We start from the raw sequence: 22253 nt of genomic DNA, 5'->3' as shown, positions 1-22253 counted from the left end.
TCAGCCACGTGCCCGCTGGATGAAGGCTTGAATCTTCGCGGCATCCTTGATGCCCTTGCTGGCCTCGACGCCACCGCTCACGTCCACGGCGTAGGGGCGTACCTGGCGCACCGCGTCACCGACGTTCTCCGGGGTCAGCCCGCCCGCCAGGATCAACGGCTTTGCCGCATCTCGAGGCACCAGACTCCAGTCGAAGGCTTCGCCGGTGCCACCGGGAGTGCCCGGAACATAGGTGTCGAGGAGGATTCCGGAGGCTGCGGGGTAGTGCGAAATCGCCGCGGCGACGTCGTCACCCGGCTTGACCCGCAGCGCCTTGATGTATGGCCGGCCGTAACCTGCACAGTCTTCCGGGCCTTCATCGCCATGGAACTGCAGCAGGTCCAGCGGAACTTCGGCCAACAACCGGGTCAATTCGGCGCGCGGCATGTCGACGAACAGCCCCACAGTGGTCACGAAAGGCGGCAGCGCAGCGATGATGGCCCGGGCCTGGGCTGGCGTGACCGCTCGCGGGCTCTTGGCGTAGAACACAAAACCTATGGCATCCGCCCCGGCGGCGATGGCGGCCAGGGCGTCCTCGATTCGGGTGATACCGCAGATTTTGATGCGAACGGCTGACAAGATGCAGGCACCTGAAGGCTAAAGACCTGGGATGTTAGCAAAGGCCCGACGCAGCGTCAGCCCACCACATCCGGCAATCCGGAAAGGAAGTGAGGCCCCAGGTAGCGTTCCGGAATATCGAACTCTTCCGGATACTCGACGCGGACCAGGTAGAGGCCATAAGGGTGCGCAGTCACCCCGCCCTCGCGGCGGATGCGGCCTTCCAGGACTTGCTTCGCCCACTCGACCGGCTGCTCGCCGGCCCCAATGGTCATCAGTACTCCGGCGATGTTGCGCACCATGTGGTGAAGGAAGGCGTTGGCGCGGATATCGAGCACGATCAGGCGACCATGCTCGATCAATTCCAGGTGATGCACGGTCTTGATCGGCGACTTGGCCTGGCACTGGCGGGCACGGAAGGCACTGAAATCATGGGTGCCAACCAGGCAACGGGAGGCCTCGCGCATGCGTTGGACATCCAGTGGGCGGTGATTCCAGGTCACTTCCTCGGCCATGTGCGCCGGGCGGATCTCGTCGTTGTAGATCACGTAACGATAACGCCGTGCCATGGCACTGAAACGGGCATCGAAGTTCAGAGGCATCTGCCTGGCCCAAGTGACGCTGATATCCGGCGGCAGATTGGCGTTGGCCCCCATGATCCAGGCGTGCTCGGACCTTGCCACCGGGGTATCGAAATGCACCACCTGCCCGCAGGCATGCACCATGGCGTCGGTCCTGCCAGCGCAACTGAGGGTGACGGGAGCTCCACCGGCCACGCGGGAGAGCGCCTTTTCCAGGGCGCCCTGGACGGAGGGAACCCCGTCGATCTGACGCTGGAAGCCACGATAACGCGAGCCCTTGTATTCGACACCGAGGGCGATTCTGTAAATGCCAACGGCAGCCGATTCGGCTGCCGCTGCGGGTACTGCTTCTGTCATCTATCAGCTGAGTCGTGCGATCAGTTCGCGCGCTTCCTGTTGTTGGGTGTCATTACCCTCGGACATCACCTCGTCGAGGATGTCGCGAGCACCTTCGGTGTCACCCATGTCGATATAGGCGCGAGCCAGATCCAGCTTGGTCGCGGTTTCATCGGTGCCGGAAAGGAAGTCGAAGTCGTCTTCCTCGTCCAGCCCCAGGCCCAGGTCCGAAGCCTCGTCTTCCAGCACGGCAACCGGGTCGGACTCCGGCGCCCTCTGCAGACTGTCGGAGAGCTGGTCCAATTCGGCGGTCACTTCGTCCAGCTGGGCGGCAAAGCTGTCGTTGTCGGCCACAGGCTCGGCAACCGGCTCGTCGGGCAGCGACAGATCGAAGTCAGCCGGCAGGTCGAGCAGGCCGGCACTCGCCTCTTCCACAGCCGGAGCAGTCGGCTCGACTGCCAGGGGCGCGTCAAGCTCGCTGTCCAGGCTCAGCAGGAAATCGTCCTCATCAGCGATTGCCGGCTGGGCCGCGGGTTCCAGGTCCAGGCTGAAGTCGGCCAGGTCGTCGCTGAGCTCGAGGCTCTTATCACCAGTCAGCAGCTGGTCGCCGCTACCGATGTCCAGATCGAAATCCAGGTCGGACTCGGCCTTGGCCGGTGCTGCCAGCGCATCGAACTCCAGGTCATCCAGGCTCAGCTCGTTGGCCGGTGCAGCCTCTGGCTGAACGGCAGCCGGTTTCTCCTCCGCCAGATCCAGGTCGGAACCCAGGTCGTCCAGGCTCAGGTCGAACGCGTCATCCAGGTCCGCACCGGAGGCGACCGGGGCGCTGGCCGGCACATCGTCCAGGGTCAGATCGTCGAGACTGAAGCTGTCGAGGTCATCGGCCGCCGCCAGACCAGCCGCCGCCGTCGCGGCAACGGCGACAGCCGCCATGGCCGGATACTTGCCTTTCAGCTGCTCGATGTCGCTGCCGGCACCGCCAATTTCACGGAGCTCGCTCTCCTGGCGCGCAAAGCCTTCGCGATCACCCAGTTCGGCGTGGACCTCCATCAGTTTCAGGCGGAGGTCGCTGCGATGGGGCTCTTCGTTGATGGCGCCCTGCAGGAGCTCGGCAGCCTGGTTGAAGCGGCCGTAGGCGATGTAGATGTCGGCCTCGCTGATCACGTCGCCGGTCTGCGAGGTAACGCGCTCCTCGGTCCTGGCCGGAGCGACTTCAGGCTCGTCGGCCACGGCGGCATCCAGTTCCGGGCTGGAGAACGCATCGAAGCTGTCGTCCTTCAGGTCGAGATCGCTGTCGAAGCTGTTCTCGTCACCCTGTGCAGCCAGGTTGTTCTGCAGCTCGGCCTCTTTAAGGGCATTGCGGCGCGACAGGACCATCAGCAGCACCAGCAGGGCCACCAGGGCGCTACCGCCCGCCATCAGCAGAAGCATCGGGTTGGCCAGCACGTCATCGATGATGCTGGACTGCGGCGGCTCGACCACCGGAGCGGCAGGAGCCGCCTGCACCGGCTTGGCGGGGGCGGCAGGTTTGGCCGGCTCCGCGGGTTTGGCGGGCTGCGCAGCGGCCGGCGCCGGTGCAGGCGCGGCAGGCTGTACGGGAGCGGGCGCCGGCGCTGCGGGCTGAGCCGCCGCAGGAGCAGCAGGCTGCGCAGGCGCGGGTTGAGCTGGCGCCGGCTGGGCCGGAGCGGGCGCAGCTGCAGTAGCCGGCGCTACCGGTGCAGCCGGAGCAGGTTGTGCGGGCGCCTCTGCCGGCTTGGCAGGTGCAGCGGCAGCAGGAGCAGCAGCCGGAGTTGCGGGAGCCGCAGGAGCCTGCTTGCCCTGACCGGCCATGTCGGCCTGCAGCTTGGCGAGCTGGCTGTCCTTGAGCTGGATCAGACGCTGCAGCTTGTCCATCTGGCTTTGCAGGTCGGTCATCCGGCTCTTCAGCTCGTCGTTCTCGCGACGGGTGGAGTCCAGGCTTTCCTGGGTCACGGCCAGTTTGTCGCTGAGCGCCTTGCTTTCGCCGTTGGTGCCCTTGTCGCTGCCACTGGAAGCCTTGCCGCTGGCGGCGGATACCAGTCGCAGGTTGTCCTGGGTTTCAACCTTCTCGGGAGCCTCGCCGGCGCTGCTGCGCTTGGTGGCGTCCAGCTGGCGCTTGCCCTCCCCTGCCAGGCTGCGGCCTTCACGCCAAGCGGTGTTCTGTGCCTGGACCTGGGCGAGGGCCTCGGCCTGGGAACGGCTGGCGATCTGTTTTTCATCAGGCAGGCGCAGGACCTGGCCACTCTTCAGCCGATTGATATTGCCGTCGACGAAGGCATCCGGGTTCAGGTCCTGGATGGCCAGCATCGCCTGATGCACCGAACCACTGGCGCGGGTACGGTCTGCGATCTCCCAGAGGGTGTCGCGAGAAGTCGTGCGGTATTGATCGGTCGGCGCCTTAGGCGCGGTGGCCGGCGCTGCAGCCGGGGCGCTCGGACGCGGTGCGGCGTCGACCGGAGCTGCAGGTGTGGTGCGGACTGGAGCCGGAGCCACCGCAGGACGCGGCGCCGGAGCAGGTGCGGCGACCGGAATCTTCGGCGCGGCGGCGGCGGCGGCCTGGGGAGAATAGAGCGGCGGATCGAGGAGCAGCGTGTACTCACGCAGCAGACGGCCATTGGGCCAGAGCACCTCGACCAGGAAATTCAGATAGGGTTCACGGACCGGCTTGCTGGAGGTCACCCGAATGACGCTGCGGCCGTTGGGCTTGAGGACGGGGGTGAACTTGAGGTCCTGCAGGAAGTACTGACGATCCACGCCAGCTTTGGAGAAGTCCTCGGCCGACGCCAGGTTCGGCTTGACCTCGGCCGACGCCAGGTCGCGCACTTCAAGCAGTTCGATCTCCGCTTCCAGGGGCTGGTTCAAGGACGAACGCAGGGTGACTTCCCCGAGCCCGAGGGCGTTGGCAACACCCGAAGTCAGCGCGGATGCAGCCGCGATTGCCAGCACAAGTTTGCGAACCCGAACCATAGAGTGATTCCCTTGTTTTATCTTTTTTCTCGCTGCGCGAGATGAGGGTCTTAAGTCGCTGCCTGCGCGCGCCGAAAGGGCGGCTCCCCATCAACGATAAGGCCAAGCCAGTATTGTCAAGCTAGAATATTTCTACAAATTTTCAGGTAAGTATCTTTGACAGATAGTGTTTTATCAACAACTCGGCGGACTGCACGGCATTGAGCGCAGCGCCTTTTCGCGCATTATCTGAAGCAATCCACAAATTGAGTTCACTGGGGTCGTCCAGCCCGCCCCGAACCCTTCCTACATATACCGAATCCTGTCCAACAGCGTCGCCGACAGCGGTCGGATAATCGCCCTCCTCCTCCACGAATTCGACGCCCGGAGCCTTCGCCAGCCGCTCGCGCACCCGCTCAAGGTCCACCGGCTGCTCAGCCACGACGGATACCGCCAGGCTGTCGCCAAAGAAGACCGGGGCCAGGGCGCAGGTAGCGGACACCCGAAGCTCCGGCAAGCCGAGCAGTTGCTTGATCTCGCCTGCCAGTCGCCGTTCCAGGGAAATGTGGCCATCGGCATCCGGAGCACCGGCCTGAGCCAGGACATTGAAGGCGATCTGTCGATCGAAGAAGCGCGGCTCCAGCGGGCGTGCATTGAGCAACTCAGCAGTCTGGCGGGCCAGTTCGGTGACGGCTTCTCTACCACGGCTGGATACCGCGAGACTGGCCATCACACTGAGGCGCTGCGGCTTGAGCAGATCGCCGAGCGGCGCCAGTACACAAGCCAGGGCGACCGCCGAAGCACTGGGACTGGTCAGCCGGTACGGCGCTGTCAGTGCGTCGAGCGAAGCGGGATTGGCTTCCGGAACCAGACTGGGCGCGTCAGCCGGATCGAGGGCGCCGGACAGGTCGATCAGCGAGCAACCGGCCGCCGTCGCGCGCATAGCGAAACTGCGGGTCACCGCCTCGCCGGCAGCAAAGAAGGCGAGATGGACCTGAGAGAAATCGAAATCGGCCACGTCCCGCACCCGCAGGTTACGGCCCTTGAAAGGTACGGACGCTCCAGCAGATTCGCCGCTGGCGAGCAGATGCAGGTTGCCGACCGGGAATTCCCGCTCTTCGAGGATCTGGACGAGGGTTTCGCCAACGGTGCCGGTGGCGCCGATCACGGCGATGTCGAGGGACTGGCTCATGGGGAGGACTTCTGGCGATGCGAGGAGCGGCACTTTAACCGCCACCCCGCACGCAGGCAATCGAAGGTCAGAAGGTGCCGACGAGCCTCATCGGCACCCTCCTTGCCATCAACGCTCCAGCAGGATGCGCAGCATGCGACGCAGCGGCTCGGCGGCACCCCAGAGGAGCTGGTCACCGACGGTGAAGGCGCCCAGGTACTGCGAGCCCATGTTGAGCTTGCGCAGACGGCCGACCGGGACGGTCAGGGTGCCGGTCACGGCGGTCGGGGTCAGTTCGCGCATGCTGATTTCGCGCTGGTTGGGAACCAGCTTCACCCAGGGGTTGTGCTGGCTGATCATGCCTTCGATGTCAGCGATCGGCACGTCCTTGTTCAGCTTGATGGTCAGCGCCTGGCTGTGGCAACGCATGGCGCCGATGCGCACGCAGATGCCGTCCACCGGGATCGGGCTCTTGAAGCGACCGAGGATCTTGTTGGTCTCGGCCTGGCCCTTCCACTCTTCGCGGCTCTGACCGTTGGGCAGCTCCTTGTCGATCCACGGGATCAGGCTGCCAGCCAGGGGAACGCCGAAGTTCTCAGTGGGGAAATCTTCGCCGCGCATGGCTTCAGCCACCTTGCGGTCGATGTCGAGGATGGCGCTGGCCGGGTTGGCCAGATCATCGGCAACGGCACCGTTGATGGCGCCCATCTGCTTGATCAGCTCGCGCATGTTCTGCGCGCCAGCGCCGGAGGCCGCCTGGTAGGTCATGGCGCTCATCCACTCCACCAGACCAGCTTCGAACAGGCCACCCAGGGCCATCAGCATCAGGCTGACGGTGCAGTTGCCACCGATGTAGTTCTTGGTACCGGCGTCCAGCTTCTGGTCAATGACCTTGCGGTTCACCGGATCGAGGACGATCACCGCGTCATCCTGCATGCGCAGGCTGGACGCGGCGTCGATCCAGTAACCCTGCCAACCGGCTTCGCGCAGCTTGGGGAACACCTCGTTGGTGTAGTCGCCGCCCTGGCAGGTCAGGATCACATCGAGGCTCTTCAGCTCGTCGATGCTGTAGGCATCCTTCAGCGGGGCAATGTCCTTGCCCACCGCAGGGCCCTGGCCACCGACATTGGAAGTGGTGAAGAACACCGGCTCGATCAGGTCGAAATCCCGCTCTTCCAGCATTCGCTGCATGAGAACGGAACCCACCATGCCGCGCCAACCGATCAGACCTACACGCTTCATGACAACTACACCTTTCTTGAAAAAGTGGGCCGCCGGCATTCCAGCGGGCCCGACAGATTACAGATTACGCAGTGCCGCGACCACTGCATCGCCCATTTCGCGAGTACCGACCTTGGTCGCACCGGCGGAGTAGATATCGCCGGTCCGCAATCCCTGATCCAGCACCAGGCTGACGGCCTTCTCGATGGCGTCGGCGGCAGCGGTCTGGTTGAAGCTGTAGCGGAGCATCATCGATACGGAGAGTATGGTCGCCAGCGGGTTGGCGATACCCTGGCCGGCGATGTCCGGTGCCGAACCGTGGCAGGGTTCGTACATGCCCTTGTTGTTCGAATCCAGCGAGGCAGAAGGCAGCATGCCGATGGAGCCGGTGAGCATGGAAGCCTCGTCCGACAGGATGTCGCCAAACATGTTGTCGGTGACCATCACGTCGAACTGCTTGGGCGCACGCACCAGCTGCATGGCGGCGTTGTCTACGTACATGTGGCTGAGCTCGACGTCCGGATAATCCTTGGCCACCTCCTCCACCACTTCGCGCCATAGCTGACTGGAAGCCAGCACGTTGGCCTTGTCCACCGAGCACAGTTTCTTGTTGCGCACGCGGGCCATGTCGAAGCCGACACGAGCGATACGGCGAATTTCGCTTTCGCTGTAAGGCAGGGTGTCGTACGCCTGACGCTCGCCGTTCTCCAGCACGCGCTGTTCGCGGGGCTGGCCGAAGTAGATACCGCCGGTCAGCTCGCGAACGATCAGGATATCCAGGCCGGCGACCACTTCCGGCTTGAGGCTGGAGGCTTCGGCCAGCTGCGGATAGAGGATGGCCGGACGCAGGTTGGCAAACAGGCCCAGTTGCGAACGGATCTTCAGCAGGCCGCGCTCCGGACGGATGTCACGCTCGATCTTGTCCCATTTCGGACCGCCCACGGCGCCCAGCAGTACGGCATCGGCCTGGCGTGCGCGCTCCAGGGTTTCGTCGGCCAGGGGTACGCCGTGCTTGTCGATGGCGGCGCCGCCGATGACGTCCTCAGTCAGTTCGAAGCCCAGCTGGAACTTGTCGTTGGCCACCTCCAGCACCTTGACCGCTTCGGCCATGATCTCCGGACCGATACCGTCGCCGGGAAGAATCAGAATCTGCTTGCTCATGCTTTCCTCTCGTTAGGCGCACTCCGCGCCATGCAATACTTTCTAGCGTTCGGCCCAGAGCACCAGGACATCGGTGCTGAAGGAGCCGTCCGCGGCAATTTCGAAATATTCGCGAACCTCATCGCCCACGGATGCCTGCAAGGCCAGGATGGCCTCGCGGAAGACCGCCGGCGTGCGCATGCGCTCGACCCAGGAGGCGAACTCCAGGCGCAGCCGCTGGCGCGTGTGGCTGCGCGTCTGCAGGCCGGCCTCGGCGACCTGGCGCAGCCATTCGGCGGGCGAGTAGTTGCGCACGTGGCTGGTGTCACGCAGCACTTCGACGGTCTGCAAGTGGGTGTCCAGCAACGGACGCCCGGGCGAAGCCACGTCGATGAAAGCAGCCACGCCGCCCGGCTTGAGTACGCGGCGAACTTCGCGCAGGGCCACGCCCAGGTCGCTCCAGTGATGCGCCGAATAGCGGCTGAAGACGAACTCGAAGCTGGCGTCGGCAAACGGCAGCGCCTCGGCCATCCCCTGCTGGGTGACGACATTGCCCAGGCCGCGCTGGGAAGCAGCACCGGCCACTACTTCGAGCATCTGCGCGGAGAGATCGTAAGCGATGACCTCACCGACCAACGGTGCCACCTGGAACGCCACATGGCCTGCGCCGCAACCGAGGTCCAGCACGCGCGCGTCGCCGCGACCGGCCACTTCGGCCTGCAGCAGGGCGAACTCGACGCCCTGGGCATGTACAGCGCTGCTCAGGTAGGCAGCGGCCTGCTCGCCGAACTGGCGCTGGACCACCTGCTCATGGGCCTTGTCGCTCACGTCGCTCTCCTTGATGTTCAGGCGTCGCGGAACAGCCAGGGGTTGGCCTGGCGGTGCCTGCCTTCGAAGGCCTTGATCGCTTCAGCGTCCTGCAGGGTCAGGCCGATGTCGTCCAGGCCATTGAGCAGGCAGTGCTTGCGGAACGTGTCCACCTCGAAGCGGTACAGCTTGCCGTCGGGGCGGGTCACGGTCTGTGCGGCGAGGTCGACGGTCAGTTGGTAACCCTCGGCAGCCTCGCACTGCTGGAAGAGTTCGTCGACTTCATCGTCCTTCAGGATGATTGGCAGCAGGCCGTTCTTGAAGCTGTTGTTGAAGAAGATGTCCGCGTAGCTCGGCGCGATGATCGCGCGGAAGCCGTACTCCTCCAGTGCCCACGGGGCGTGCTCGCGGGAGGAGCCGCAACCGAAGTTCTCGCGGGCGAGCAGTACGCTGGCACCCTGATAGCGCGGGAAGTTCAGCACGAAGTCCTTGTTCACCGGACGCTTGGAGTTGTCCTGGTTGGGCTGGCCCACATCCAGGTAACGCCATTCGTCGAACAGGTTGGGACCGAAGCCAGTGCGCTTGATCGACTTGAGGAACTGCTTGGGAATGATCTGGTCGGTGTCGACGTTGGCGCGATCCAGCGGAGCGACGAGACCGGTGTGTTGGGTAAAGGCTTTCATCTCGACTCTCCTTCCTTACTTGAGCAACTCGCGAACATCGACGAAACGACCGGTCACCGCAGCAGCGGCGGCCATGGCCGGACTGACCAGGTGGGTGCGGCCACCGGCGCCCTGACGACCTTCGAAGTTGCGGTTGGAGGTGGACGCGCAGTGCTCGCCGCTCTCCAGGCGGTCCGGGTTCATCGCCAGGCACATGGAGCAGCCCGGTTCACGCCATTCGAATCCCGCCTCGATGAAGATCTTGTCCAGGCCTTCCTGTTCGGCCTGCTGCTTGACCAGGCCGGAACCCGGCACCACCAGCGCCTGCTTGACGGTGGCGGCGACCTTGCGGCCCTTGGCTACTTCGGCGGCAGCGCGCAGATCTTCGATGCGCGAGTTGGTGCAGGAACCGATGAATACACGGTCGAGCTGGATGTCGGTGATCGCCTGGTTGGCGGCGAGGCCCATGTATTTCAGGGCACGCTCGATGGAGCCACGCTTGACCGGGTCGGCCTCGGCAGCCGGGTCCGGCACGCGCTGGTCCACGGGCAGCACCATTTCCGGCGAAGTACCCCAGCTCACCTGCGGCTTGATGTCTTCGGCACGCAGCTCGACCACGGTGTCGAAATGCGCGTCGGCGTCGGACACCAGGTCACGCCAGGCGGCCACGGCCTTGTCCCAGTCGGCGCCCTTCGGCGCGAAGGGGCGGCCCTCCACGTAGGCGATGGTCTTTTCGTCCACCGCCACCAGGCCTACACGAGCGCCCGCTTCGATGGACATGTTGCAGATGGTCATGCGGCCTTCGACGGACAGGTCACGGATGGCGCTGCCGGCGAACTCGAGGGCATGGCCATTGCCGCCAGCGGTGCCGATCTTGCCGATCACGGCCAGCACGATGTCCTTGGCGGTGACGCCGGCGGGCAGTTTGCCCTCCACGCGTACCTGCATGTTCTTCATCTTCTTCGCCACCAGGCACTGGGTGGCCAGCACGTGCTCGACCTCGGAGGTGCCGATGCCGTGGGCCAGCGCACCGAAGGCGCCGTGGGTGGAGGTGTGGGAGTCACCGCAGACCACGGTCATGCCCGGCAGGGTGGCGCCCTGCTCCGGGCCGACCACGTGGACGATACCCTGGCGCACGTCGTTCATCTTGAACTCGAGGATGCCGAAGTCATCGCAGTTCTCGTCCAGGGTCTTGACCTGGATGCGCGACACTTCATCGGCGATCGCTTCGAGACCGCCCTGGCGCTCGGCACGGGTGGTCGGCACGTTGTGGTCCGGAGTGGCGATGTTGGCGTCGATGCGCCACGGTTTGCGTCCGGCCAGGCGCAGCCCTTCGAAGGCCTGCGGCGAGGTCACTTCGTGAAGGATGTGACGGTCGATGTAGATCAGCGACGAACCATCGTCGCGGCGCTTCACCTCGTGAGCATCCCAGAGCTTGTCGTAGAGCGTCTTGCCGGCCATCGTCAGGTCCTCATCAGCTTGTTTCCGTGCGCAGGGGTCGAAAGCCCCTTTTGCTTGTGGGGTCGATCCTAGGGGCTTGCATCGAATAACTCAAATTCATATTTTTTATTTAAAGCATTCCATCAAGGAATGCAGAACCGACCGGCCCTCTTCTGCCATGGAGCCCAGTTATGGATCTGGCCAGCCTCAACGCCTTCATCGCCATCGCCGAGACCGGCAGCTTCTCCGAAGCCGGGGAACGCCTGCACCTCACCCAGCCAGCGGTGAGCAAGCGCATCGCCTCGCTGGAACAGCAACTCAGCGTACGCCTGTTCGACCGCCTGGGGCGCGAAGTGAGCCTGACCGAGGCCGGGCGTGCCCTGCTCCCCCGCGCCTACCAGATTCTCAATGTACTGGACGACACCCGCCGCGCCCTGAGCAACCTGTCCGGCGACATCAGCGGCCGCCTGACGCTGGCCACCAGCCACCACATCGGCCTGCATCGCCTGCCCCCCCTGCTGCGCGCCTTCACCCGCGCCTACCCCCAGGTCGCGCTGGACATCCAGTTCCTCGACTCGGAAGTGGCGTACGAGGAGATTCTCCACGGCCGCGTGGAGCTGGCCGTGATCACCCTGGCGCCGGAAACCGCCTTGCCGGTGCAAGCGGTGCCGGTGTGGAACGACCCGCTGGACTTCGTTGCCGCGCCGGAACACCCGCTGGCCCGCGACAAGACCATCTTCCTCCCCGACGTGGCGAGGCACCCGGCGGTGTTCCCGGGCGGCAACACCTTCACCCACCACATCGTGCGGCGCATGTTCGAAGCGGAAGGGCTGACGCCGAACATCGCCATGAGCACCAACTACATGGAAACCATCAAGATGATGGTGTCCATCGGCATCGCCTGGAGCGTACTGCCGCGCACCATGCTCGACGATTCGGTGGTGCGCCTGCCGCTGCAGGACATCCAGCTGTCACGCCAGCTCGGCTACATCCTGCACACCGAGCGCACCCTGTCCAACGCCGCCAAGGCCTTCATGGGGCTGCTGGACGCGCAACGCGACAACCTTGCGTATCTGTGAGGGCAAAGGATAAGTTGAGCCGCAGCACATAAGAAAAGGGCCGGGAAGGCCGTTGGAACCTTCCGCCATTCACCGGCCCGGATATCTGCCCTACCGACGGAAAGGGGCGCGCATGCGCAAAGCCAGTGACCCGAACCCTCCGCTTCCTCATATTCCTGCCCTCGATCCCGTCGCCTTCGAGCAATCCTGGCAAGACGCCGCGAGCCTTCTGGCGGCTCTGAACGGCGCCCGCCTGGGTGCCTGGTCCTGGGATATCGACTCCGGCCAGGTCAACTGGTCCCGCGGCGCCCAGGCCTTGTTCGGCCTGGACCCTCACCGACCGCTGCAACATCCGGTGGACTACATCCAGCTGATTCCCGAGGAAGACCGCGTCGAAGTCCTGCGCCTGTTCCGCGAAGTGCTCGACGGCCGCCAATCCGAACGCGCCATGCGACACCGCATCCGCTGGCCCGATGGCACGCTGCACTGGCTGGAGATCAGCGGCAGCCTGCAACCCACGACTGACGGCCGGCGCCGCATGATCGGCGTGATCCGCGACGTCACCCAGCAACAGCAGCGCGCCCAGGAGCTGGTCAACTCCCGGCAACGTTACTCCAGCCTGTTCCACCTGAGCCCGGACGTGGTGCTGCTGGTTCGCCTCACCGACAGCCTGATAGTGGAGGCCAACCAGCACTTCGAGCACGTACTGGGCTGGCCGGTGTCCGAAACCATCGGCCGCACCACCCTGGAACTGGACATCTGGGTAGACCTCGAGCAGCGCGAGTGGCTGCTGCGCAATGCCCGCAACAGTGGCGCACCGATCTCCCAGGAAGTGAAGCTGCGCACGCGCAATGGAGGCATTCTGGATGGTGTGCTCTCCAGCCAGTACATCGAACTGGAAGATCAGCCGTTCGTGATCAGTACCTTCCTCGACACCACCGAACGCAAGCGCGCCGAGAATGCCCTGCGCAGCAGCGAGGAAAAGTTCGCCAAGGCCTTCCGCAGCACGCCCGACGCGGTGGTGATCACCGACCGCGCCAGCGGCTGCTTCATGGAGGTGAACGCCGGCTTCGAGTGCCAGTTCGGCTGGAGCCAGGATGAAACCATCGGCCACAGCTCCCTGGAACTGGGCATCTGGGAGGACCCGGCACAGCGCCAGCGGATGCTCGACACCCTGCAGCGCCAGGGCCAGCTCAACGAGCTGGAAGTGAACCTGCGCCACCGCGATGGCAGCCGCGCCATCTGCCTGCTCTACGGCGAGGAAATCGAGCTGGATGGCCGCACCTGCCTGGTGCTGACGGCCCGCGATGTCACGCGCCAACGCGCCCAGGAACAGGCCCTGAAGGACAGCCAGGAGCGCCTCAACCTGGCGCTCGAATCCGCTGACCTCGGCACCTGGGACTGGCACATCGCGACCGGCATTCTCTACGGTTCCGCGCGCGCTTCGGCCCTCCACGGACTGGCCAGGGAACCGTTCGAAGGCGAATTCCGCGAGTTCTTCGTCTGCGTACCGGAAGAAGACCGCCAGACCATGCGACGCGCCTATCAAGAGCTTCTGGAAGGACGGAGCAACGACTACCAGGTGACCTATCGCACTCGCTTCAACAACGGTGCGGTGCACTACCTGGAAAGCACCGCCAAGCTCTACCGGGACGACCTCGGCCACCCGGTTCGCATGACCGGCATCCTCATGGACATCAGTGAACGGGTTCGCCGCGAACAGCGCCTGGCGGCTTCGGAAGAAAAGTTCGTCACCCTGTTCCAGGCCAGCCCCGACCCGATCTGCGTTTCGCGAATCCGTGACGGCGTGTTCGTTGAAATCAACCCGAGTTTCAGCGAAGTGTTCGGCTGGCGGCCCGACGAGATCGTCGGCAAGAGCGCTCCGCAGCTCCGGTTCTGGGCCGAGCCCGAGCAGCGCTCACGCCTGTTCGGCGAACTGCTGCGCGACCAGGGGCTGGACAACGTCGAAGCACGCTTCCACACCCGTGACGGCCGCCTGCTGACCTGCGTGGTGTCCAGCCGCTTCATCCGCGTCGAACGCCAGCTCTGCATCACCACCACCTTCCGCGACATCACCGCCCGCCAACAGGCCGAGGCGGCGCTCAAGGCCAGCCAGGAGAAGTTCGCCAAGGCGTTCCACTCCAGCCCCGATGCCATCACCATCACCGAGCGCGACACCGGCCGCTACATCGAGATCAACGAAGGCTTCAGCCGCCTGACCGGGTACCGTGCCGACGAAGTGCTGGGGCGCACAGCGAGCGAGATGAACATCTGGGCCAAGCCCGGCGAGCGCGACCACCTGCTCGAACAACTCAGGCGCAATGGCCGTGTGCACCACCTGGAAATGCTCGGCCAGCATCGCGACGGCAGCCATAAGGTCGTGGAAGTCTCTGTGGAGCAGATCGACCTGGACGGTACGGCCTGCCTGCTGCTGACTGCGCGGGACATCAGCGCGCTCAAGGACGCCCAGGCGCAGATCCAGCACCTGGCCTACCACGACCCGCTGACCAACCTGCCCAACCGCGCACTGCTGACCGACCGCCTGACCCAGCAGATCGCCCTGCTCCAGCGCCACAAGATGCGCGGAGCGCTGCTCTTCCTCGACCTCGACCACTTCAAGCACATCAACGACTCGCTCGGCCATCCCCTCGGCGATGCCGTGCTCAAGATGGTCACCGCCCGCCTGGAAGCCAGCGTGCGTCTGGAAGACACAGTTGCACGACTGGGCGGCGACGAATTCGTGGTGCTGCTGACCGGACTCGAAGGCAAGCGCTCGGAAGTCACCCACCAGGTTCGGGAAATCGCCGACAAGCTGCGCAAGCTGCTGGCCGAACCCATGCTCCTGGACGGGCATCGCCTTCAGGTCACCCCCAGCATCGGCATTGCCCTGATCCCGGACCACGGCGCGAGCCCGGCGGACCTGCTCAAGCGCGCCGACATCGCCCTCTACCGCGCCAAGGACTCCGGCCGCAACGCGATACAGATTTTCCGCAGCACCATGCAGGAGGCGGCAAGCGAACGCCTGCGACTGGAGAACGACCTGCGCATGGCATTGGCCCGCGGTGAGTTCGAACTGCACTTCCAGCCCCAGGTGGATGCTCGCAACAACCGCATCGTTGGCGCCGAAGCCCTGCTCCGCTGGCAACATCCGACTTTGGGACCTCAGTCCCCCGGCCACTTCATCCAGGTGCTGGAAGAGAGCGGCCTGATCCTCGACGTCGGTGCCTGGGTGCTGGACGAAGCCTGCAACGCCTGCGAACAGTTGCTCGCCGAGGGACTGGTCAATGCGAGGGATTTCGGACTCTGCGTGAACATCAGTCCCCGGCAGTTCCGCCAGAGCGACTTCGTCGAGCGTGTGGAGCGCGCCCTGCAACGGAGCCAACTCCCCGCCCAACTGCTGAAACTGGAAGTCACCGAAGGCATCGTCATCCAGAACATCGAGGACACCATCGGCAAGATGCGTCGCCTGAAGAAACTGGGGGCCAGCTTTGCCATGGACGACTTCGGCACCGGCTACTCCTCGCTGACCTACCTCAAGCGCCTGCCGGTGGATGCGCTGAAGATCGACCAGTCCTTCGTCCGCGATGCCACCCAGGACCCCAACGATGCAGAGATCATTCGTGCCATCGTCGCCATGGCCCGCAGCCTGGGTCTGGAAATGATCGCCGAGGGCGTCGAGCGCAGGGAGCAATTGGACTTCCTCGAACAGCAGGGCTGCCACTTGTACCAGGGGTACCTGTACAGCAAGCCCGTACCGCTGGCCGAGTTCCGCGCCCTGCTCGCCCAGAGCCAGCAACGACCGCCTGAAGGTGGACCATGAAAAAGGGCGCCCATGGGCGCCCTCTTCTTTTCCGGTAAAGCCCGGAGATCAGTTTTCCAGCACTGCGCGCTGGCCGTTGATCGGGATACGCTTGGCCTTCGCCTCTTCCGGCACCACACGCACCAGGTCGATATTCAGCAGGCCGTTCTGCAGAGCGGCGGCCTTGACCTCGATGTGGTCGGCCAGGCGGAACGACAGCTTGAAGGCGCGCTGGGCGATGCCATGGTGCAGGTAGGTGACAGACTCGTCGCTCCTCTCGCGCTTGCCGCCGCTGACGGCCAGCACGCCGCGCTCCACCTGGATATCCAGGTCTTCTTCCTGGAAGCCGGCTACGGCGATGACGATGCGGTACTGGTCGTCACCGTGCTTCTCGACGTTGTAGGGCGGATAGGTGCTGCCACCTTCATTGCGCAGGGCGGATTCGAACAGGTCGTTGAAGCGGTCGAAGCCCACGGAATGACGGAACAGAGGGGCGAGGGAAAATGCAGTGCTCATGTTGATCTCCTGAATAATCAGCAAGTATTTCGAGAGCGGGACCCGACTTCGGCGTCCCGCAGCAACCTAGATATGGACGCTCGAAAACATTTCAAGACCCCGAGGAAAAACTCATGAAAGTCATGCTGATCACCGGCGCCAGCCGGGGCATCGGCGCCGCCACGGCGCGCCTCGCCGCGCAGCGCGGCTACGCCCTGGGAATCAACTATCGGCAGCAGCGGGACTCGGCCGAAGCGCTGGTGCGTGAAATCGAGGCCGCTGGCGGCCGCGCCCTGGCCCTCTGCGCGGATGTCGGCGACGAAGCCCAGGTACTGGCGATGTTCGAACGACTTGACCAGGCATACGGGCGGCTGGACGTGCTGGTCAACAACGCCGGCATGCTGGAACGCCAGATGCGCCTGGAAGACATGGACGTCGCCCGTTTCGAGCGGGTTTTGCGGGCCAACGTGACCGGCAGCTTCCTCTGCGCACGGGAAGCCATCAAGCGCATGTCCACCCGCCATGGCGGACAGGGCGGCGCCATCGTCAACCTGTCCTCCATCGCCGCGCGCATCGGCGCGCCCAACGAATACATCGACTACGCGGCCGCCAAGGGCGCCGTCGACAGCATGACCCTGGGCCTGGCCAAGGAACTGGCGACGGAGGGGATTCGGGTCAACGCGGTGCGTCCCGGCGTGATCCGCACCGAGATCCACGCCAGCGGCGGCGAGCCGGACCGGGTCCGGCGGGTGAGCCAGTCGGTGCCCATGGGGCGTGGCGGCGAAGCCGAGGAAGTCGCCAGCGCGATCCTCTGGCTGGCCAGCGAAGAGGCGTCCTACACCAGCGGGGCATTTCTGGATGTAGCGGGCGGGCGCTAGCGCCCCGCCCCCACGGGAAGTTCAGACCGCTTCAGCCCATTCCCGGCTCAGGTCAGGCACCCAAAGCAGCGAATCGATCCGCGCGCAGTCGTTTTCACGGCGCACCTCGGCGAACAGCGCGACCGCCTCGGGGTAGCTGCGGGTAAGCATACCCAGCCACTGCTTCAGGCGGCCGGGCGCATAACGCGGCGCCAACTTCCTGCGGGCCTGGCGCCAGAAGTCCTGGAGCAAGGGCTGGAGTTCGGTCCAGGTCATTTCCTGCACCGGCTCGCCGCCGCGCGCGGCGGCGATCTGCCGGGCGAGGTCGGGACGGGATACCAGGCCCCGGCCAAGCATGATGTCTTCCACACCACTCACTTCGCGGCAGCGACGCCAGTCATCCAGGGTCCAGACTTCGCCGTTGGCGAATACCGGCACCTTGACCGCTTCCTGCACCCGCGCCACCCACTCCCAATGCGCAGGCGGCTTGTAACCTTCGACCTTGGTTCGCGCATGCACCACGATCTGCTGGGCACCAGCGTCGGCCAGGGCCCGCGCGCAATCCAGGGCGCCGTCAGGGCTTTCGAAGCCAAGGCGCATCTTCGCGGTCACCGGAATGTCCGCCGGCACGGCGCGGCGCACCTCGCGAACGATCGCATGCAGAAGCTCAGGCTCCTTGAGCAGCACGGCACCGCCACGGGACTTGTTCACCGTTTTGGCCGGGCAACCGAAATTGAGGTCGACCACCGGGGCTCCGAGCTCACAGGCAAACGCCGCGTTGTCGCCCAGGCAGACCGGGTCGGAACCGAGCAATTGCACGCGCATGGGCGTGCCGGCGCGGGTGCGGGCGCCATCGGCCAGTTCAGGGGCCAGCTTCTCGAAGGTGCTGGCCGCCAACAGGCGATCGCAGACCCGGATGAATTCGGTCACACACCAGTCGATGCCGCCGACACGGGTCAGCACATCGCGAAGGATCTCGTCGACCAGCCCCTCCATCGGGGCCAGGGCGATTTGCATGGGGGAAAGGCTCACAGGAAAAAGGCGCGTAGTTTACGCAGCATGACGGACGGCGAATATCCCGGGGAGCGTACGACGGGACTGGTGGTCGAAATTTCACCGTTTCAGTGCAGGAGAACTGCCCGGATGAATTCGCTCGTACCCGTCCTCGCCGCACTCATGCTGGCCACTACTGCGGTTTTCGCTGCCAGCGAGGCGATACTGGCGCCGCCGCAATCGGTGCCAGAGGCCTTCGGCGAGTTGCTGATCAGCCGAGACGTGAACGCCCCGAACGCCTGCGATATCGAACTTTACGTACAGAACGAGCTGGTGGCGCGGGTCGCGCCGGGCCAGTCCGTGAGCATTCCGGTCCCCGCTGGCGAAGTGAGCCTGCGGGTTGCGCAGCACGGCTCCAGTCACTGCGCAGGTCAGTTCGTCGGCACCTCCCAGTCAGCGATCATCGAGCCCGGCGAGGTCCGCCATCTGCGCATCGTGCAGGTCGAGCACGAGGTATTCCTCGCGCCCGCGGCGGACTGACGCTCAGAGCTCCAGAGGGAACGGCGGCTGCAGCGCTCTGCCGTAACCTTCGACGAACTCGCTCGGCATCCGCTTGGGCCGGCCGGAGGACAGCTCGATGCAGACGAAGGTGGTCTTCGCCCGCAGCAGCGTGGCGCCATCCTCCGGCCGAACCAGCTGGAAGCGCCGGTCCATCTTCAGTTTCTGATCCGACTCGACGATCCAGGTCCCCATCTGCAGCTCCTGGTCTTCGTAGGCGGCGGCGAGGTAATCGATCTCATGCCGGAGCACCGCCATCGCGCGATCCAGACGGCGATATTCGGCAAGGTCCAGCCCCAGGCTCTGGGAGTGGCGCCAGGCGCAGCGTTCCAGCCAGCTGACGTAGACCGCGTTGTTGGCATGGCCGAGGCCATCGATGTCGTCGGCACCGACCTTGATGTCGATGACGAACGGGTTGGACATGTCCCAGGTCATGAATGGTGCTCCAGGCTGCTGGCCAGTTCGCGGGCTTCACTGGCGAGTTGGGTGATCTGGTCCCAGGCGCGGGCGCGGATCAGGCTCGACGGCGCGATCCAGGTACCGCCCACGCAAGCCACGTTGGGCAGGCGCAGGAAGCTCAGCAGGTTATCCGGCGTCACCCCGCCGGTGGGGCAGAAGCGGATGCCGGTGAACGGGCCCTTGAGGGTTTTCAGCATCTTCACGCTGCCATTGCCATTGGCCGGGAACAGCTTCAGCGAACGGTAGCCGTACTCCAGCGCCAGCAGCACCTCCGACGGCGTCATCACACCGGGCAGGTACGGCAGACCGGAATCATCGGCAGCCGCCGCGAGACGCTCGGTGCAACCGGGGCTGACGGCGAAGTGCGCTCCGGCGTCCCGCGCTTCGAGGAACTGTTCGGTATGGATCAGGGTGCCGGCGCCCACCAGCAGGTCCGGGAACTCCTTGCGGATCGCCGATAGCGCATCGAGCGCGCGCGGCGTGCGCAGGGTCACTTCCAGCACTTCGATGCCGCCGGCGCTGAGCGCCCCGGCAAGATCCAGTGCCAGCCCGGTATCTTCGATCACCAGCACGGGCAGAACCGGTCGCGCCCGCTGCAGCACCACATCCATCGTCAGGCTCATGTCAGTTCTCCACGTTGCAAAGTTCCCGGCCCCGCGCCGAAGCCGACAGCGCCGGGCCGATGAACCTTGGAAGTAGAGCACTGACGGCGGGTCACCCGCCAGCCCCGCCGAGGCTCAACGCAGGGCTCGCGAAGCGCTGGAAGGCTCGCGAACCTGCGCCAGCAACCCGAGCACGGCACTGATCAGCCGGGGATCGGACAACAGGCGCTGATGTCCACCCAGCTCCAGGCGCAGCAACTGGCTGTCGAACCAGGCATCGTGAATGATCTGGGCGTCTCCAGCGGGTACCACCGGATCGTCGGCGGCGTGCACCACCAGCCCCGGGATATCCAATTGGTAGCGCTGCACGTCGAGACTCGCCGCGGGAATCCCCGCATGGGCCTCCACCTGGCTGACGAAATGCGCCCGCGCCCTGGGTGGCAGCCCCATGTAACGGGCGAAGCTGCGCAGCGGCCCGAGGATACGGCTGGGCGCTGAAATGCTCACCAACGCACGCGCCTGCAGACCCATCTGGCTGGCCAGCAAGGCACTGGCGCCACCCATGGAGTGCCCGATCACCGCATGCAAGGGCGGCAGCTCACCCGCCGCCTCCAGCAAGGCCCGGGCGAATAGCACGACATTGGCTTCACGCCCCGGCGAGCGGCCGTGGGCCGGCGCATCCAGCGCCACCACACCGTAACCGGCATCCACCAGAGCCTGGATCAGGCTGGCGAACTGGGTTGGGCGCCCTTCCCAGCCATGCATCAGCAGGACGGTCGGGCCACTGCCCCAGCGCAGCGCGGAAAGACCGAAGCGCAGGGTGATGCGTTCGGAGCTGCCGAGCATCGGCATCTCCCAATCCCGCGGAGGCAGGTTGCGGGGCGTCATGAACTGACGACGCATGCGCCGGGCGATGACCCGCGGGGCCAGGCGGCCGAGGGTGGCGTTGATGCCACGGATGAGGCTCAGGCTATTCATGATCAGGCTCCTCAGATGACCGCCGACTTGGCGGCGCGCAGCACGCGGTCAGACAGGTCTCCCTCACCCAGGGCGCGAGCCAGGGCCAGGCCACCCACCATCAGGGCGATGTCGGCGAGGGCCATGTCGGCCTCTTCCGGGCTGTCGCACATCGCTGCACTGAGCACTTCCAGATGCTCGACCAGCAGTGTCCGGTAAGCCTCTGGAAGCTTCGGTACCGCACCCAGGGAGCTGGGCAGCGGACAACCGGAGCGTGTGGCATCCCGGTGCTTGCGCGACAGATAGAAACCGGCTGCAAGAGCACGGCGTTCCGGCGCGGGCAGACTCGAATCAATCAACGCCATGAGGTCCCGGCGCTTGCGCAGCAATTGCTCGAACACCTCCAGCATCAGCGCGTCCTTGCTGGCGAAATGGGCGTAGAAGCCCCCAACCGTGAGTCCGGCGGCACCCATCACATCAGCCACGCCCGGCTCCTGCGGGCCCTGCTGCAACATGGCTGAAGCGGCGGCCTGCAGGATGCGCTCGCGGGTCTGGGCTTTCTTGTCGCTCATGGCGGCTTCCTCATTTGAATTACAGCCATAATATTATTTGCGTAATACAATTTGGCAAGCCGCCTGCGAGACCATTCGTCGGAGCTGGAAATTTTCGGGCGGAAAAACAAAAGGGCCACCCCAAGTTGGAATGACCCTTGAAAAGCCCGCAGAGCGGGAAATTGAAAGTGGCGTCCCCTAGGGGACTCGAACCCCTGTTACCGCCGTGAAAGGGCGGTGTCCTAGGCCACTAGACGAAGGGGACATAACCTTCGAACAGCAGGGCCAGCGCTAGGCTGGCCCTGTGTGATGCGCAAAGCATCGATTTGGTGGAGCTAGACGGGATCGAACCGTCGACCTCTTGCATGCCATGCAAGCGCTCTCCCAGCTGAGCTATAGCCCCGAATTGCTTCGGCTGCACCGGCCCGGCCGATGCTGCTGGAAAGTGGCGTCCCCTAGGGGACTCGAACCCCTGTTACCGCCGTGAAAGGGCGGTGTCCTAGGCCACTAGACGAAGGGGACAAAACCTTCTGACAACAGGGCCAGCTCTCAAGCTGGCCCTCGTGATGCGTGGCGCATCGTATTTGGTGGAGCTAGACGGGATCGAACCGTCGACCTCTTGCATGCCATGCAAGCGCTCTCCCAGCTGAGCTATAGCCCCGAACTGCTTCGGCCGTACCGGCATGACCGATACTGCTGGAAAATGGCGTCCCCTAGGGGACTCGAACCCCTGTTACCGCCGTGAAAGGGCGGTGTCCTAGGCCACTAGACGAAGGGGACGAAACCTTCATGCCTTTTCGCGACCCACTCTTGAAGGAGTGGTGGAGCTAGACGGGATCGAACCGTCGACCTCTTGCATGCCATGCAAGCGCTCTCCCAGCTGAGCTATAGCCCCGTCGCGAGGACGGGGCGCATATTAGGGGCGCCCCCTCCCGCTGTCAACAATATTTTTTCTACGAACCGAACTTTTTTATCTGGAAGAACAAACACTTACCCGACCTCGGC

General features: G+C 64.8%; 19 protein-coding genes and 6 tRNA genes. 4 read left to right on the top strand and 21 right to left on the bottom strand.

Going from position 1 to position 22253, the window contains the following annotated elements:
• The 9 genes from FXN65_RS09335 to leuC all read right to left on the bottom strand — a co-directional run bounded on the left by FXN65_RS09335 (position 1) and on the right by leuC (position 10940).
• Positions 1-618 carry a phosphoribosylanthranilate isomerase gene (locus tag FXN65_RS09335; protein WP_151132834.1) on the bottom strand — a complete coding sequence of 206 codons (618 nt, stop codon included), beginning with the start codon at positions 616-618 and terminating at the stop codon, positions 1-3.
• Positions 619-674: 56 nt separating this feature from the next.
• Positions 675-1535: a tRNA pseudouridine(38-40) synthase TruA gene (truA, locus tag FXN65_RS09330; protein WP_151132832.1), complete on the bottom strand. Its 861-nt coding sequence runs from the start codon at positions 1533-1535 to the stop codon at positions 675-677.
• 3 nt (positions 1536-1538) lie between these two features.
• Entirely contained in the window at positions 1539-4499 is a 2961-nt protein-coding gene (locus FXN65_RS09325) for a FimV/HubP family polar landmark protein (RefSeq protein WP_151132830.1), read from the bottom strand.
• A gap of 142 nt (positions 4500-4641) precedes the next feature.
• On the bottom strand, positions 4642-5670 hold the full coding sequence (locus tag FXN65_RS09320) for an aspartate-semialdehyde dehydrogenase (RefSeq protein ID WP_151132828.1): 1029 nt from the start codon (positions 5668-5670) through the stop codon (positions 4642-4644).
• Between the two features lie 108 nt (positions 5671-5778).
• Positions 5779-6891: an aspartate-semialdehyde dehydrogenase gene (asd, locus tag FXN65_RS09315; RefSeq protein ID WP_151132826.1), complete on the bottom strand. Its 1113-nt coding sequence runs from the start codon at positions 6889-6891 to the stop codon at positions 5779-5781.
• Positions 6892-6948: 57 nt separating this feature from the next.
• Positions 6949-8031, bottom strand: coding sequence for a 3-isopropylmalate dehydrogenase (gene leuB, locus FXN65_RS09310; RefSeq protein WP_151132824.1), 1083 nt, complete (start codon positions 8029-8031; stop codon positions 6949-6951).
• A 42-nt stretch (positions 8032-8073) separates the two neighbouring features.
• Positions 8074-8838: a class I SAM-dependent methyltransferase gene (locus FXN65_RS09305; RefSeq protein ID WP_151132822.1), complete on the bottom strand. Its 765-nt coding sequence runs from the start codon at positions 8836-8838 to the stop codon at positions 8074-8076.
• A 17-nt stretch (positions 8839-8855) separates the two neighbouring features.
• A complete protein-coding gene (leuD, locus tag FXN65_RS09300; RefSeq protein ID WP_151132820.1) occupies positions 8856-9500 on the bottom strand; it encodes a 3-isopropylmalate dehydratase small subunit in 645 nt (214 codons plus the stop codon).
• 15 nt (positions 9501-9515) lie between these two features.
• Complete coding sequence (leuC, locus tag FXN65_RS09295; protein WP_151132818.1) at positions 9516-10940, bottom strand: 3-isopropylmalate dehydratase large subunit; 1425 nt, start codon at positions 10938-10940, stop codon at positions 9516-9518.
• Positions 10941-11110: 170 nt separating this feature from the next.
• Between leuC and FXN65_RS09290 the strand changes: the two genes are divergently transcribed.
• Entirely contained in the window at positions 11111-11998 is an 888-nt protein-coding gene (locus FXN65_RS09290) for a LysR family transcriptional regulator (RefSeq protein WP_151132816.1), read from the top strand.
• A 112-nt stretch (positions 11999-12110) separates the two neighbouring features.
• Positions 12111-15797 (top strand): sensor domain-containing protein, encoded by a 3687-nt coding sequence (locus FXN65_RS09285; protein WP_151132814.1) that lies wholly within the window; start codon positions 12111-12113, stop codon positions 15795-15797.
• 48 nt (positions 15798-15845) lie between these two features.
• On the opposite strand, the gene FXN65_RS09280 is transcribed toward FXN65_RS09285, so the two are convergent.
• A complete protein-coding gene (locus tag FXN65_RS09280; protein WP_151132812.1) occupies positions 15846-16292 on the bottom strand; it encodes an Hsp20 family protein in 447 nt (148 codons plus the stop codon).
• A gap of 122 nt (positions 16293-16414) precedes the next feature.
• On the opposite strand from FXN65_RS09280, the gene FXN65_RS09275 reads away from it, so the two are divergent.
• Positions 16415-17149, top strand: coding sequence for an SDR family oxidoreductase (locus FXN65_RS09275; protein ID WP_151138717.1), 735 nt, complete (start codon positions 16415-16417; stop codon positions 17147-17149).
• A gap of 21 nt (positions 17150-17170) precedes the next feature.
• Here FXN65_RS09275 and FXN65_RS09270 read toward each other — a convergent pair whose 3' ends face one another.
• Positions 17171-18145, bottom strand: a complete 975-nt coding sequence (locus FXN65_RS09270) for a tRNA dihydrouridine synthase (protein ID WP_151132810.1) — start codon at positions 18143-18145, stop codon at positions 17171-17173.
• A gap of 126 nt (positions 18146-18271) precedes the next feature.
• Here FXN65_RS09270 and FXN65_RS09265 point away from each other — a divergent pair, with 126 nt between their 5' ends.
• Positions 18272-18661, top strand: coding sequence for a hypothetical protein (locus FXN65_RS09265; protein WP_151132808.1), 390 nt, complete (start codon positions 18272-18274; stop codon positions 18659-18661).
• Positions 18662-18664: 3 nt separating this feature from the next.
• Here the strand turns inward: FXN65_RS09265 and FXN65_RS09260 are convergent, their stop codons facing one another.
• The 10 genes from FXN65_RS09260 to FXN65_RS09215 form a co-directional block, all read right to left on the bottom strand.
• On the bottom strand, positions 18665-19114 hold the full coding sequence (locus FXN65_RS09260; protein ID WP_151132806.1) for an acyl-CoA thioesterase: 450 nt from the start codon (positions 19112-19114) through the stop codon (positions 18665-18667).
• A complete protein-coding gene (locus tag FXN65_RS09255; protein ID WP_151132804.1) occupies positions 19111-19761 on the bottom strand; it encodes a bifunctional 4-hydroxy-2-oxoglutarate aldolase/2-dehydro-3-deoxy-phosphogluconate aldolase in 651 nt (216 codons plus the stop codon). The genes FXN65_RS09260 and FXN65_RS09255 overlap by 4 nt, the downstream gene beginning before the upstream one ends.
• Before the next feature lie 114 nt (positions 19762-19875).
• A complete protein-coding gene (locus tag FXN65_RS09250; protein WP_151132802.1) occupies positions 19876-20718 on the bottom strand; it encodes an alpha/beta hydrolase in 843 nt (280 codons plus the stop codon).
• 11 nt (positions 20719-20729) lie between these two features.
• Complete coding sequence (locus FXN65_RS09245; protein WP_151132800.1) at positions 20730-21269, bottom strand: TetR/AcrR family transcriptional regulator; 540 nt, start codon at positions 21267-21269, stop codon at positions 20730-20732.
• Between the two features lie 168 nt (positions 21270-21437).
• Positions 21438-21513, bottom strand: a tRNA-Glu gene (locus tag FXN65_RS09240).
• 62 nt (positions 21514-21575) lie between these two features.
• A tRNA-Ala gene (locus FXN65_RS09235) sits at positions 21576-21651 on the bottom strand.
• Between the two features lie 43 nt (positions 21652-21694).
• Positions 21695-21770: transfer RNA gene (locus tag FXN65_RS09230), tRNA-Glu, on the bottom strand.
• A gap of 63 nt (positions 21771-21833) precedes the next feature.
• Positions 21834-21909 (bottom strand) — tRNA-Ala (locus FXN65_RS09225).
• Between the two features lie 43 nt (positions 21910-21952).
• Positions 21953-22028, bottom strand: a tRNA-Glu gene (locus tag FXN65_RS09220).
• Positions 22029-22067: 39 nt separating this feature from the next.
• Positions 22068-22143: transfer RNA gene (locus FXN65_RS09215), tRNA-Ala, on the bottom strand.
• Positions 22144-22253 lie beyond the last annotated feature (110 nt).

Origin of the sequence: Pseudomonas lalkuanensis (assembly GCF_008807375.1) — a bacterium.
Lineage (GTDB): Bacteria > Pseudomonadota > Gammaproteobacteria > Pseudomonadales > Pseudomonadaceae > Metapseudomonas > Metapseudomonas lalkuanensis.
This window is presented reverse-complemented; position numbering and strand designations above follow the sequence as displayed.